This is a genomic window from Streptomyces sp. NBC_00252 (assembly GCF_036187565.1).
Lineage (GTDB): Bacteria > Actinomycetota > Actinomycetes > Streptomycetales > Streptomycetaceae > Streptomyces.
The window spans coordinates 6077389-6090201 of record NZ_CP108087.1; the positions used below are offsets into that span (position 1 = coordinate 6077389).

General features: G+C 69.1%; 13 protein-coding genes. 9 read left to right on the forward strand and 4 right to left on the reverse strand.

From position 1 onward, the window contains the following. Positions 1 to 9 precede the first annotated feature (9 nt). Entirely contained in the window at positions 10 to 504 is a 495-nt protein-coding gene (rplQ, locus tag OHT77_RS26945; protein WP_328831009.1) for a 50S ribosomal protein L17, read from the forward strand. A 135-nt stretch (positions 505 to 639) separates the two neighbouring features. Continuing rightward, a complete protein-coding gene (gene truA, locus OHT77_RS26950; protein ID WP_328831010.1) occupies positions 640 to 1485 on the forward strand; it encodes a tRNA pseudouridine(38-40) synthase TruA in 846 nt (281 codons plus the stop codon). 40 nt (positions 1486 to 1525) lie between these two features. Here the strand turns inward: truA and OHT77_RS26955 are convergent, their stop codons facing one another. After that, on the reverse strand, positions 1526 to 2398 hold the full coding sequence (locus OHT77_RS26955) for a hypothetical protein (protein ID WP_328831011.1): 873 nt from the start codon (positions 2396 to 2398) through the stop codon (positions 1526 to 1528). 347 nt (positions 2399 to 2745) lie between these two features. Between OHT77_RS26955 and rplM the strand changes: the two genes are divergently transcribed. From rplM to glmM, 3 genes are all read left to right on the forward strand, one after another. After that, positions 2746 to 3189: a 50S ribosomal protein L13 gene (gene rplM, locus OHT77_RS26960; protein WP_013001400.1), complete on the forward strand. Its 444-nt coding sequence runs from the start codon at positions 2746 to 2748 to the stop codon at positions 3187 to 3189. 46 nt (positions 3190 to 3235) lie between these two features. Further along, on the forward strand, positions 3236 to 3763 hold the full coding sequence (gene rpsI / locus OHT77_RS26965; RefSeq protein ID WP_328831012.1) for a 30S ribosomal protein S9: 528 nt from the start codon (positions 3236 to 3238) through the stop codon (positions 3761 to 3763). A 300-nt stretch (positions 3764 to 4063) separates the two neighbouring features. Next, entirely contained in the window at positions 4064 to 5422 is a 1359-nt protein-coding gene (gene glmM, locus OHT77_RS26970; protein WP_328831013.1) for a phosphoglucosamine mutase, read from the forward strand. On the opposite strand, the gene OHT77_RS26975 is transcribed toward glmM, so the two are convergent. Together OHT77_RS26975 and coaA are read right to left on the reverse strand one after the other, a co-directional pair. Continuing rightward, positions 5419 to 6363, reverse strand: a complete 945-nt coding sequence (locus OHT77_RS26975; RefSeq protein WP_328831014.1) for a DUF389 domain-containing protein — start codon at positions 6361 to 6363, stop codon at positions 5419 to 5421. The genes glmM and OHT77_RS26975 overlap by 4 nt on opposite strands. A 31-nt stretch (positions 6364 to 6394) precedes the next feature. Continuing rightward, on the reverse strand, positions 6395 to 7363 hold the full coding sequence (gene coaA / locus OHT77_RS26980; RefSeq protein WP_266776500.1) for a type I pantothenate kinase: 969 nt from the start codon (positions 7361 to 7363) through the stop codon (positions 6395 to 6397). A gap of 207 nt (positions 7364 to 7570) precedes the next feature. On the opposite strand from coaA, the gene glmS reads away from it, so the two are divergent. Continuing rightward, positions 7571 to 9418: a glutamine--fructose-6-phosphate transaminase (isomerizing) gene (gene glmS / locus OHT77_RS26985; RefSeq protein ID WP_328831015.1), complete on the forward strand. Its 1848-nt coding sequence runs from the start codon at positions 7571 to 7573 to the stop codon at positions 9416 to 9418. Positions 9419 to 9531: 113 nt separating this feature from the next. On the opposite strand, the gene OHT77_RS26990 is transcribed toward glmS, so the two are convergent. After that, the gene (locus OHT77_RS26990) at positions 9532 to 10413 is read right to left on the reverse strand and encodes an RNA polymerase sigma factor SigF (protein WP_328834349.1); all 882 of its coding nucleotides are present in this window, start codon (positions 10411 to 10413) and stop codon (positions 9532 to 9534) included. 315 nt (positions 10414 to 10728) lie between these two features. Between OHT77_RS26990 and OHT77_RS26995 the strand changes: the two genes are divergently transcribed. The 3 genes from OHT77_RS26995 to OHT77_RS27005 all read left to right on the forward strand — a co-directional run bounded on the left by OHT77_RS26995 (position 10729) and on the right by OHT77_RS27005 (position 12786). Further along, on the forward strand, positions 10729 to 11106 hold the full coding sequence (locus tag OHT77_RS26995; RefSeq protein ID WP_266769331.1) for an STAS domain-containing protein: 378 nt from the start codon (positions 10729 to 10731) through the stop codon (positions 11104 to 11106). A 209-nt stretch (positions 11107 to 11315) separates the two neighbouring features. Further along, complete coding sequence (locus OHT77_RS27000; RefSeq protein WP_328831017.1) at positions 11316 to 11840, forward strand: ATP-binding protein; 525 nt, start codon at positions 11316 to 11318, stop codon at positions 11838 to 11840. Between the two features lie 223 nt (positions 11841 to 12063). Beyond that, on the forward strand, positions 12064 to 12786 hold the full coding sequence (locus OHT77_RS27005; protein WP_328831018.1) for an LPXTG cell wall anchor domain-containing protein: 723 nt from the start codon (positions 12064 to 12066) through the stop codon (positions 12784 to 12786). The last annotated feature ends 27 nt before the right edge of the window (positions 12787 to 12813 follow it).

Here is a 12813-nt window from a genome sequence, read left to right on the forward strand (position 1 = left end):
AGAAAGACCATGCCGAAGCCCACCAAGGGTGCCCGTCTGGGCGGCAGCGCCGCGCACGAGAAGCTGCTCCTCGCGAACCTCGCGAAGTCGCTCTTCGAGCACGGCCGTATCACCACCACCGAGGCGAAGGCCCGCAAGCTGCGGCCGTACGCCGAGCGTCTGATCACCAAGGGCAAGAAGGGCGACCTTCACAACCGCCGTCAGGTGCTTCAGGTGATCACGGACAAGAGCGTCGTCCACACGCTCTTCACCGAGATCGGCCCGCGCTACGAGAACCGTCCCGGTGGTTACACCCGTATCACCAAGATCGGTAACCGTCGTGGCGACAACGCGCCCATGGCTGTCATCGAGCTGGTCGAGGCGCTGACTGTTGCACAGGCTGCGACGGGTGAGGCCGAGGCCGCCACCAAGCGTGCCGCGAAGGACGCCGAGGCTGCGGCTCCGGTTGAGGTCGTTGAGGACGCCAAGCCGGTTGAGGCTGACGAAGAGGCCAAGGACGCGTAACACCGTTTTTGGCTGCCGGTCCGTCGTGGCTGGTCGCGCAGTTCCCCGCGCCCCTAAAAGCAACAGCAGGGCGTGTGGCGGGTCCGTTCCTTTCGAGGGGCGGGCCCGCTTTTGTGTAGGTGAAAGGATCTCGGTGTGAGTGATGACCTAGAGGCTGGGTTCGTACGCGTACGGCTCGATCTCTCCTACGACGGGACCCTGTTCTCCGGGTGGGCCAAGCAGGCCGGCGGGCGGCGGACCGTGCAGGGGGAGGTCGAGGAGGCGCTGCGGACGGTGACGCGGTCGGGGGAGGCGGCGTACGACCTGACCGTGGCCGGGCGGACCGACGCCGGGGTGCATGCCCGGGGGCAGGTGGCGCATGTCGATCTGCCGGGGGAGGTGTGGCAGGAGCACCGCGAGAAGCTGCTGAAGCGGCTTGCCGGGCGGCTGCCCAAGGACGTGCGGGTGTGGGGCGTCACGGAGGCCGCCGAGGGCTTCAACGCGCGGTTCGCGGCCCTGTGGCGGCGTTACGTGTACCGGGTGGGGGACCGGCCCGGTGGCGTGGACCCGCTGCTGCGGAACCATGTGCTGTGGCACGACTGGGAGTTGGACGTCGACGTGATGGACGCCGCCGCCAAGTCCCTTGTCGGGGAGCATGACTTCGCCGCCTACGCGAAGAAGCGCGAGGGCGCGTCGACCGTGCGGGAGATCTTCGACTTCGGGGTGCGGCGCCGCGATGACGGTGTCATCGAGATCGAGGTGCGTGCCGACGCCTTCTGCCACAACCAAGTGCGGTCCATGGTCGGCGCGTTGCTGTTCGTCGGCGACGGGCACCGGGGCGCCGAGTGGCCGCGGAAGGTGCTGGACGCGGGCGTCCGGGACAGCGCCGTGCATGTCGTACGGCCGCTCGGGCTGACCCTGGAGGAGGTCGCCTATCCGGCGGACGAGGGGCTCGCGGAGCGGCAGTTGCTGGCCCGGCGGGTGCGGGGCACGCTGCACTGAGGAGCCGGTCGGGCGCCAACTTCCGTCGGCGCTTCGCTCGTTACTGTGCCGCCGCCGAGGCCTGGGTCTCGCCGCGGGCGTGGATCTGGTCGAAGGCGAACTTGCCGAGGTCGTCGCCGATCGTGAAGACCGCGGTGTCCTTCGCCGTCACGTCCTTGCCGTTGTCGAAGCCGGCGATCGTGAAGTAGGCGTAGCGGCCGTAGGAGTTGGTGGTCGTGCGGCAGATGGCGCCGTCGCAGAACGGCTTGACGCCCTTGCCGGAGAGGGACTTGACGACGCTCTTGGTATCCGCCTGGCCCTTGACCTTCGTCGCCTGGGCCTCGGTGTCGAAGAGGGCGACGCCGACCGTGACCGCGATGTTCCCCTTGACGTACGTGACCCGCATGAGGCGGGTGCAGCCGTTCGCGGTGAGGACCTTGGGGAGGGTGCCCGCGGAGACCGACGCGCAGTTCGTGGTGTCGGCCGTCGGGCCCTTCTTGTACACCGTCGAGGCGACCGTCAGCTGGGTGCCCGGGAACAGGGTCGTGGGGCTGAGCGGTGCCGTGTCCTTCGCCTTGCTGGAGATGAACTCCTTCGGGTCCAGCGGCGGGGGCGCGCTGGTCGGCGCGAAGGACGGCGAGGTGGCGCCGGTGGGCAGGGACGCGCTCGCGGGCAGGTTCGTGGGCTTGCCGGACGCGCTGTCGTCGCCGTTCGCCGAGATCACGGCCATGGCCACGGCCGTCCCGACGGCCATCGTCGCGAGCGCGCCGCCGCCTATGAACAGCAGGCGCTTGCGTCTGTTACGCGTCTCCGACGCCTCGGCGAGCGCGGCCCAGTCCGGGGTCTGCTCGTCGACGTTGCCGCCCCACGGCTGCTGCGAATTGGGTTTCCAGGGATCCCACTGGGACTGGGGTCCCCCCTGTCCGAAGCTCATGGGTCGCATCCTAGACGGGGTGACGGGGGTACCGGTGCGCCTCAATGAGGCCTGTGGCGACTGACGTTGGGGAAGTCACGGTAAGTGTTTTCGCGGTCGCTGTGTGCTGCGAACGGGGGTCCGTCCCACGCGTTTTGACCCGTCCGGGGCGGCGCGGGTACTCTTACGGTTTGTTATGCGTATCGGCTTGGTCCCTGGTGGACGAGAGGCCCTTACGTAGGTTCCCTGGAGCAGTTACCAGTGGGCGGCATACGGGCTTCGACCCCGGCCATTGTCGTCCCCAGCTGCACGATCGCTTCAGTGATGCCATGTGTCAGCACCCATCCACTGAAGAAGAAGGCTGCGAAGTGCGTACGTACAGCCCCAAGCCCGGCGATGTGACTCGCCAGTGGCACGTCATCGACGCCCAGGACATCGTCCTCGGCCGTCTGGCTACCACTGCTGCGAACCTCCTCCGCGGCAAGCACAAGCCGACCTATGCCCCGCACATGGACATGGGCGACTTCGTCATCATCATCAACGCCGACAAGGTTCACCTGTCCGGCAACAAGAAGACCCAGAAGCTGGCGTACCGCCACTCCGGTTACCCGGGTGGTCTGCGCTCCGTCCGTTACGACGAGCTGCTGGCGAAGAACCCCGAGAAGGCCGTCGAGAAGGCCATCAAGGGCATGATCCCCAAGAACACCCTGGGCCGTCAGATGATCAGCAAGCTGAAGGTCTACTCGGGCGACCAGCACCCGCACGCTGCCCAGCAGCCGGTGCCGTTCGAGATCACCCAGGTCGCGCAGTAGTTCCGGCCACACACCCCCTAAGACAGAAAAGAATCTGAGGAGAACCGTGGCCGAGACCACCGTTGAGCAGCCGGTCGAAGAGACCGAGACCGAGCTCGTCGACATCGAGAGCTACACCACCGAGTCCGACGTCCCCGTCGAGGGTGAGTACACGTCGGAGTCGCTCGCCGGCCGCTTCGGCGACCCGCAGCCGGCCGCCGGCCTGGGCCGTCGCAAGAACGCCATCGCGCGCGTTCGCATCGTGCCCGGCACCGGCAAGTGGAAGGTCAACGGGCGCACGCTCGAGGACTACTTCCCGAACAAGGTCCACCAGCAGGAAGTCAACGAGCCCTTCAAGGTGCTCGAGCTGGACGGCCGCTACGACGTCATCGCCCGCATCTCGGGTGGCGGCGTCTCCGGTCAGGCCGGTGCCCTGCGCCTCGGCGTGGCCCGCGCCCTGAACGAGGCCGACGTGGACAACAACCGCGGCGCCCTCAAGAAGGCCGGTTACCTCCGCCGCGACGACCGCGCGGTCGAGCGCAAGAAGGCCGGTCTCAAGAAGGCCCGCAAGGCCCCGCAGTACAGCAAGCGTTAATTTTCGCCTGCTGGGGGCCTGCCCGGCGGATCAGGTCGCGCTGGACCCGGATTCATTCCCTTCGGATTCCGGGGTGCGTGCCAAGCCACGCGTCCGCGACATGATCCGCCGGACAGGCCCCAGTACTCCGAACGCCCCGGCGGCACGCCACTTGTGCCGTCGGGGCGTTCGTTTATCACAGCCGGGGGCGTATAACGGCACAAGACGCTCAAAGGCTTGTGTGATCGGATGACCAGGCATCGTGTGCCTGGAATGCAGGACTTTCGCCTTGCAGAACTTTCGCCTTCCTCAGGAGGACAAGTGGGACGACTCTTCGGCACGGACGGCGTGCGCGGTGTCGCCAACGCGGATCTGACGGCCGAGATGGCGCTCGGCCTCTCCGTCGCCGCGGCGCACGTGCTCGCCGAGGCGGGCACCTTCGCCGGCCACCGGGCGACGGCCGTGGTCGGGCGGGACCCGCGCGCGTCCGGGGAGTTCCTGGAGGCCGCCGTGGTCGCGGGCCTGGCCAGCGCCGGCGTGGACGTGCTGCTCGTCGGCGTGCTGCCCACCCCCGCGGTGGCGTATCTCACCGGCGTGCTGGGCGCCGACCTCGGCGTGATGCTCTCCGCGAGCCACAACGCCATGCCGGACAACGGCGTGAAGTTCCTCGCCCGCGGCGGGCACAAGCTCGACGACGAGCTGGAGGACCGGATCGAGAAGATCTACGACGAGCACCGCACGGGCGCCCCCTGGGACCGCCCGACCGGTGCGGGCGTGGGCCGGGTCCGGCACTACAGCGAGGGCTTCGACCAGTACGTCGCCCACCTCATCGGCGTGCTCCCGAACCGGCTCGACGGGCTGAAGATCGTCCTCGACGAGGCGCACGGCGCCGCTTCCCGGGTCTCCCCGGAGGCGTTCTCGCGGGCCGGTGCCGAGGTCGTCACGATCGGCGCGGACCCCACGGGGCTGAACATCAACGACGGCTGCGGCTCGACCCACCTGGGTCTCCTCAAGGCGGCCGTCGTCGAGCACGGCGCGGACTTCGGCATCGCGCACGACGGTGACGCCGACCGCTGCCTGGCCGTGGACCACACCGGTGAAGAGGTCGACGGGGACCAGATCATGGCCGTGATCGCGCTGGCGATGCGGGAGCGTTCCGCACTGCGCTCCGACACCGTCGTCGCGACCGTCATGTCGAACCTGGGCTTCAAACTGGCCATGGAGCGCGAGGGCCTGACGCTCGTCCAGACCGCGGTCGGCGACCGCTACGTCCTGGAGGAGATGAAGGAGCACGGCTACGCGCTGGGCGGCGAGCAGTCCGGCCACGTCATCATCCTGGACCACGCGACCACCGGCGACGGCACGCTGACCGGCCTGATGCTGGCGGCGCGGGTCGCCGACACGGGCCGTACGCTCAAGGACCTCGCGTCCGTGATGACGCGGCTGCCGCAGGTCCTCATCAACGTGCCCGACGTGGACCGCACCCGGGTCGGCACCTCCGCGGACCTGGCGGCCGCGGTCGCCGAGGCGGAGCGTGAACTCGGGTCCACGGGACGGGTGTTGCTGCGTCCGTCCGGTACCGAGCCGCTGGTGCGGGTGATGGTGGAGGCCGCCGACATCGACCAGGCGCGGTCGGTGGCCGGGCGGTTGGCGGACGCCGTGAAGTCCGCGCTCGGCTAGGTGAGTTGCGCGGGGGTGCGCTCGCGCTGCCAGGCCCAGAAGGCTTTCTGCGCCAGCAGAGTGAGCGTGCCCGCCGCGACGATCCCGCCGAGGTTGGCGAGGAGCTGCCAACTGGAGCCCCACGTCTGGGAGTAGTCGCGGTAGCTGAAGGCTACGGCGGCGTTCGCGGCGGCCGGGACGGTCGTCACCGAGATCGCGACACCGATCAGCGCGCCGGACTTGGCCGAGGTGAGGGACAGCGTGCCCGCGATGCCGGCCAGGAAGGCCACGACGAAGGACATCCAGTCGGGCTTCCAGATGAAGGCGGTGTTGGGCCGGGCCGCCTCCACCATCGACTTCTCGAACAGCCCGAGGGCGTCCAGCAGCCAGCTGAAGCCCGCCGTCAGCACCATGGCCGCGGCGAACCCGGCGAGCAGCGCCCACAGCGACCGCCACACCAGCTGCGGAGCCCTCCGCACCAGCGCCGTGGAGATCCCGGCGAGCGGCCCGAACTCCGGTCCCACGGCCATCGCGCCCACGATCAGGATCGCGTTGTCCAGCATCACACCGCAGGCCGCGAGCATCGTGGCGACGGCCAGGAACGCGACGTAGGTGACGTTGAGTGTCGACTCCTCGTGCGTGGCGTCCGCGAGGTGCTCCCACAGCACGGCGTCGGCACCCTCGCCGGGCGCGTCCTCCTCGGCCCGGTCCGCCCGCTCCGACAGCGACAGGCCGATGTCGTCGACGGCGATGGAACCGGTGCGGTCCAGCCCCGACTCCCTTAGCGCGCCGATGAGTTCGTCACCGGCCTCGCGGGCGACGTCGCACATCACGACATCGCCGACGGGGTCGCGGGCGACGCCGGACAGGACGACGAGATGCGTCGTGCCGACCGTCGACTCGATCAGCCGGACCACGTCGTCGGTCCGGTCGGCGGGGGTGATCAGGCGCAGATGCAGCATGACGCCTTTCTAACAGGCGCCCGCCGCCGGGCTACAGCTTGCGCAGGCTCAGCCGCTGGACCTTGTGGTCGGTGCCCTTGCGGATGACGAGGGTGGCGCGGCCCCGGGTGGGGGCGATGTTCTCGACCAGGTTGGGCTTGTTGATGGTGCGCCAGAGGGTGCGGGCGTAGTCGACGGCCTCCTCCTCGGAGACCTGGGTGTACTTGCGGAAGTACGAGTCCGGGTTCTGGAACGCGGTGGCGCGCAGCTTGCGGAACCGGTTCAGGTACCAGCGCTCGATGTCCTCGGCGCTCGCGTCGACGTACACGCTGAAGTCGAAGTAGTCGGCGAGCCCGACGCGCGTACGGCCGTCCTTGCCCGGCAGCGCGGGCTGCAGCACGTTGAGCCCCTCGACGATCAGGATGTCCGGGCGGCGGACGGTGAGCCGCTGGTCGGGGACGATGTCGTAGATGAGGTGGGAGTAGACGGGCGCGGTGACCTCGTCCTTGCCGGCCTTGATGTCGGCGACGAAACGGGTGAGCGCCCGGCGGTCGTACGACTCCGGGAACCCCTTCCGCGACATCAGCCCGCGGGCCTCCAACTCCCGGGTGGGCAGCAGGAATCCGTCGGTGGTGACCAGCTCGACGCGGGGGTGCTCGGGCCAGCGGGAGAGCAGCGCCTGGAGGAGCCGGGCGACGGTCGACTTCCCTACGGCGACGGAGCCGGCGACGCCTATGACGAACGGCGTGCCGGACTGGGACCCCTGCTCGCCCAGGAAGGTGTTCAGGGCGCCTCTGAGCGCGTCCGTGGCACCGACGTAGAGATTGAGGAGTCTGGACAGCGGGAGGTAGATGTCACGCACCTCGTCGAGGTCGATGACATCACCGAGGCCACGCAGCTTCTCGACCTCCTCGGCGGTGAGCGGCAGCGGCGTCTTGTCGCGCAGCGCGCTCCACTCGGCTCGGGTGAGGTCGACGTAGGGAGTCGCCTCCGGCTTGTGCCGGTGGGCGCTCCGGGGCATCGGGGAGACCGGAGAGATCACCAGTCCATTGTTAACGGAGTTTGAACGGGGTGGTGGGTGGGGTGCGTCACGTGGAGGGTGGGCCGGGTGGCCGGGGCGTGGTGCGGAACACCGTCGGCGGCATCCCCTGCCGATCAGGGCCGTAATTTCCGAAATCGGGCACGAAGTGCCGTGTTCGGGCGGGGTTCGGCGCCTAGGCTGCGGCGCATGTGCGGAATCGTGGGATACGTGGGGTCGCAGTCGGCGCTCGATGTCGTGATGGCCGGGCTGAAGCGGCTGGAGTACCGGGGCTACGACTCGTCGGGGGTCGCCGTGCTCGCGGACGGCGGGCTGGCGGCGGCGAAGAGGGCCGGGAAACTCGTCAATCTGGAGAAGGAGCTGGTCGACCGCCCGCTTCCCGCCGGGTCGACCGGCATCGGGCACACGCGCTGGGCCACGCACGGCGGACCGACCGACACGAACGCCCACCCGCATCTCGACAACGCGGGCCGGGTCGCCGTCGTCCACAACGGCATCATCGAGAACTTCGCCTCGCTGCGCGCCGAGCTGGCCGAGCGCGGGCACGACCTCGCCTCCGACACGGACACCGAGGTGGTCGCGCATCTGCTGGCCGAGGAGTTCTCGGCGTGCGCGGACCTCGCGGAGGCGATGCGGCAGGTGTGCCGGCGGCTGGAGGGCGCCTTCACCCTGGTCGCGGTGCACGCGGACGAGCCGGACGTGGTCGTGGGCGCGCGGCGCAACTCGCCGCTGGTGGTCGGGGTCGGCGAGGGCGAGGCCTTTCTCGCCTCCGACGTCGCCGCGTTCATCGCCCACACCCGCTCCGCGATCGAGCTGGGCCAGGACCAGGTCGTCGAGCTGCGCCGGGACGGGGTGACCGTCACCGGGTTCGACGGCGCTCCGGCCGAGGTCCGCTCGTACCACGTCGACTGGGACGCCTCCGCCGCCGAGAAGGGCGGCTACGACTACTTCATGCTCAAGGAGATCGCCGAGCAGCCGAAGGCGGTCGCCGACACGCTGCTGGGCCGGATCGACGCGGCGGGCCTGCTCACCCTGGACGAAGTCCGCATCCCCGTGCATGAGTTGAGGGAGATCGACAAGGTCGTCATCGTGGCCTGCGGTACGGCCTTCCACGCGGGCCTGATCGCCAAGTACGCCATCGAGCACTGGACGCGGATCCCCTGCGAGGTGGAGCTGGCCAGCGAGTTCCGGTACCGGGACCCGATCCTCGGCGCCCGCTCGCTGGTGATCGCCATCTCCCAGTCCGGCGAGACGATGGACACCCTGATGGCGCTGCGGCACGCCCGCGAGCAGGGCTCGAAGGTCCTGGCCATCTGCAACACCAACGGGTCGACGATCCCCCGCGAGTCGGACGCGGTGCTGTACACGCACGCCGGGCCCGAGGTCGCCGTGGCGTCGACGAAGGCGTTCCTGACGCAGCTGGTCGCGTGCTACCTGGTGGCGCTGTATCTCGGCCAGGTCCGCGGCACCAAGTGGGGGGACGAGATCCAGGCCGTCATCCGGGACCTGTCGCAGATCTCCGGTGAGGTCGAGCGGGTGCTCGAAACCATGGAGCCGGTACGGGAGTTGGCGCGGTCGGTCGCCTCCAAGAACACCGTGCTGTTCCTGGGGCGGCACGTCGGTTACCCCGTCGCTCTCGAAGGCGCCCTGAAACTCAAGGAGTTGGCGTACATGCACGCCGAGGGCTTCGCGGCGGGCGAGCTGAAGCACGGGCCGATCGCCCTGATCGAGGAGGGCATGCCGGTCGTCGTGGTCGTGCCGTCGCCGCGCGGGCGGTCCGTCCTGCACGACAAGATCGTGTCCAACATCCAGGAGATCCGGGCCCGGGGCGCGATGACGATCGTGATCGCGGAGGAGGGCGACGAGACGGTCGTGCCGTACGCGGACCATCTGATCCGGATCCCGGTCATCCCGACGCTGCTCCAACCGCTCGTCGCGACCGTGCCGTTGCAGGTGTTCGCCTGCGAGCTGGCGACGGCCAGGGGCAACGAGGTGGACCAGCCGCGGAACCTGGCGAAGTCGGTGACGGTGGAGTAGGCCGCCGACGCTGCCGTACGCCCGCGGGAACGGCCTGAGCGCGGCGCACGCACATGCGCGCCGCGCTCAGCACAGGCAGGGGAGGCGGGCTCCCGGGGAGAGCGGGTCGGGGACTACTCCTCGACCGTGAGTCCCTTCCGCAGCTTCACCAGGGTGCGCGACAGCAGCCGCGACACGTGCATCTGCGAGATGCCCAGTTCGTCGCCGATCTCCGACTGCGTCATGTTGGCCACGAAGCGCAGGGAGAGGATCTGCCGGTCCCGGGACGGGAGTTCGGCGATCAGGGGCTTCAACGACTCGACGTACTCGATGCCTTCGAGCCCGTGGTCCTCGTAGCCGATGCGGTCCGCGAGGGCACCCTCGGAGTCGTCCTCCTCGGGCTGAGCGTCGAGGGAGCTCGCCGTGTAGGCGTTCGACGCCGCCATGCCCTCGACGACCTCGTCCTTCGAGATCTTCAGGCGCTCCGCCAGTTCGCCCACGGTGGGGGCGCGGTCGAGCTGCTGGGCCAGTTCGTCGCCGGCCTTGGCGAGGTCCAGCCGCAGCTCCTGGAGCCGGCGCGGGACGCGCACGGACCACGAGGTGTCACGGAAGAAGCGCTTGATCTCCCCGACGATGGTTGGCATCGCGAAAGTGGGGAACTCGACACCGCGGCTGAGTTCGAAACGGTCGATCGCCTTGATCAGGCCGATGGTGCCGACCTGGATGATGTCCTCCATCGGCTCGCTGCGCGAGCGGAAGCGGGAGGCGGCGAACTTGACCAGCGCGAGATTGAGCTCGACCAGCGTGTTACGGACGTACGAGTATTCGTGCGTGCCTTCCTCGAGCGATTCGAGCCGCTCGAAGAGGGTCTTGGAGAGTGCCCGTGCGTCGACCGCGCCGACCTGGTCGTACGGGGGGATCTCGGGGAGCCCCTCGATGGCAGTGGGATCCAGTTGAGCCGGTGGGGGTGTCGACGTCGCTGCGTGGGTAGGCGATGCGTCGAGCCGGGGTGACATGGTGTCCTCCATCGTTCTCGGCATATGGCTGCCGAAGCCGGTGCGTGCACTGCGGAGTGCGGCGCCTCCAAAGCCGGTCGTGTCGGTCATATCGGTCGTATCCATCGGTATTCGGTCGTCTCGCACGATTCGGTCGTATCGAATGTCCAAATACTTGTCTGTACTAGCCCTACCCGTTTTCCGGAGCTCGCCGCAAGTGCACTGTGCCCCTATATGTCTGTTTATGGGCGATTGTTCGGGTGTCAGAGAGTGTGAGGAAGGCGTAGTGTTCCAGGGCGAACGTCAACAGCCACGACCTCGGGAGAGAGAGACGGCATGGACCGCGGGACGGTCGGCAGCGCACAGTCTGGCCGGCTTCTGGTCGAGGTGCGGAAACAGGGCCTCAGCGCCGTCGTGACGCCGGCGGGTGAGTTGGATCACCACACCGCCGATTTGTTGCGCGAACCGCTGGAGGACCTGCTAGCCCATGGGTACGCACGGCTCGTCGTGGACTGCTCACGACTGGAGTTCTGCGACTCCACGGGCCTCAACGTGCTGCTCGGCGCGCGCCTCAAGGCGGAAGCCGCAGGTGGTGGAGTGCATCTCGCGGGGATGATGCCCGCGGTGGCGCGCGTCTTCGAGATCACAGGGGCGGATGCGGTCTTCACCGTCCACGACACCCTCGGGGCGGCCCTCGCCGACGAGTCGGGCTGAGCCCCTTTCCTCCCCCGTGCGCCCGGTGGATTACCCGTGCCTCGGCTTCCGTGCCGAGTAAGGGGTGTTTTGCCGGTTCGCTCGGGCAGGAGAACATCTGAGCCTGTCGAGAACCAGAGCGACCAAAACGCTCGTGATCCACGTAGTGACTCTTGAACACGTACCGACTCTTGAATTGTGAACCGGTGAATCGGTGAGGTGAAGCGCTGATGAGCACCACCCGGCCCTACCCGCCGGGCGACCGCCCGGAGCCCGGTGGCGCTGCGGAGGCGCCCGCCGGAGGCGCTGCCGTGCCGTCCGTCGGGGACGCCGAACCGGCCGTCGGCCGGGACACCCGCAGACTCAGTTTCGCGGGTGAGAGCGGGGTCGTCCCACTGGCCCGCGACTTCGCCCGCCAGGCGCTGTACGCCTGGGGCTGGCTGCCCGCCGAGGGCGCCGACCGGCGCGCCGCCGCCGAGGACGTGCTCCTCGTCGTCTCCGAGCTGGTCACCAACGCCTGTCTGCACGCCGAGGGGCCGGACGAGATGTGGATCTCGTGCGACAACAAGGTGATCCGTGTCGAGGTCTCCGACCGCGGCACCGGCCAGCCCGCCCCCAGAACCCCGCACCGCGCGGGCCGCCCAGGCGGCCACGGCATGTTCATCGTGCAGCGGCTGTGCCTGGACTGGGGGGTCGTCCGCGCCCCGGGCGTCACCGGCAAGACGGTATGGGCGGAACTGGGCGCGCCGGCCTAGCCCGGATCGTGCCCCTCCCCGCCCCCTGACCTGGTCCACCACCCTCCCAACCGGGGGTCCTCCACCCACCCACCTCGGGTTACCTCCGGTCACCCCCTCCACTCGGTTCTCCCCTCGCGCACGCCGGATCGTCACAACTCCGGCGTGCGTCTTGTCTTCCCTCCTCACGGGCCCGGGCGTACCTTGACGGCCGATCTGATGTGCCGTCAGGAATGAGGGGACCGTGTCGTACCAGAAACGAACCGCAGCGCTCGCGTCTGTCGCGGCCCTGGCCGGCTCGGCGGTATTCATGGCCGCCCCCGCAGCCCGGGCCGACGTGGTCGACGTCAACTACAAGTGCCAGACGCCCATCGGCGTCAAGACCGCCGTCTCGCCGATCGACATCAAGGGTGTCAAGAGCGGCAGCGGCTACAAGCTCACCATGTCCTGGCAGAAGGGCGTCTCCTCCAGCCCCGTCGAGCTCGGCAAGGGGGCGATGAGCCCGAGCGCCACCATCAAGGTGGGCGGCGCGGACAGCGGCACGGTCTCGGTGTCGGGGCCGGCGAACGAGGCGGCGATTCCCGCCAACACCCCCATCAAGATCAACGACTTGACGGGTACGTACACCCCGAAGGCGTCCGGCAAGGTCACGTTCACGGCGGCCGTCCTCACCATCAAGGCCCTCGGTACGACGACGACGTGCACCCCGACCAACAGTCCCGGACCGTCGCTCACGCTGGACGTCACCGGAACGGGCGGCTCATCGGGTGGCTCCAGCGGGTCCACCGGCTCCACCGGTTCGACGGGGAGCGGCACCGGTACGGACTCCAGCGGCACCCTCCCGAAGACCGGACCCGACGACTCGGTCATCGCGCTCGGCACGCTCGGCGGCACGGTCCTGCTCGCGGGCGCGGCGGGCACCCTGTGGCTGACCCGGCGCAACCAGACGGCCCGCGCCCGCCGCTGACAGCCCCCCGTACGCCCGCTGGAGCCG

Excerpts from the sequence above, each read along its gene's own strand:
- OHT77_RS26975 (WP_328831014.1), bottom strand. The coding sequence starts at position 6,363 with ATGCTGCATCTGCGCCTGATCACCCCCGCCGACCGGACCGACGACGTG.
- glmS (WP_328831015.1), top strand. The coding sequence starts at position 7,571 with ATGTGCGGAATCGTGGGATACGTGGGGTCGCAGTCGGCGCTCGATGTC.
- OHT77_RS27000 (WP_328831017.1), top strand. The coding sequence starts at position 11,316 with ATGAGCACCACCCGGCCCTACCCGCCGGGCGACCGCCCGGAGCCCGGT.
- OHT77_RS26990 (WP_328834349.1), bottom strand. The coding sequence starts at position 10,413 with ATGTCACCCCGGCTCGACGCATCGCCTACCCACGCAGCGACGTCGACA.
- OHT77_RS26955 (WP_328831011.1), bottom strand. The coding sequence starts at position 2,398 with ATGAGCTTCGGACAGGGGGGACCCCAGTCCCAGTGGGATCCCTGGAAA.
- rplQ (WP_328831009.1), top strand. The coding sequence starts at position 10 with ATGCCGAAGCCCACCAAGGGTGCCCGTCTGGGCGGCAGCGCCGCGCAC.
- coaA (WP_266776500.1), bottom strand. The coding sequence starts at position 7,363 with ATGCCCCGGAGCGCCCACCGGCACAAGCCGGAGGCGACTCCCTACGTC.
- OHT77_RS26995 (WP_266769331.1), top strand. The coding sequence starts at position 10,729 with ATGGACCGCGGGACGGTCGGCAGCGCACAGTCTGGCCGGCTTCTGGTC.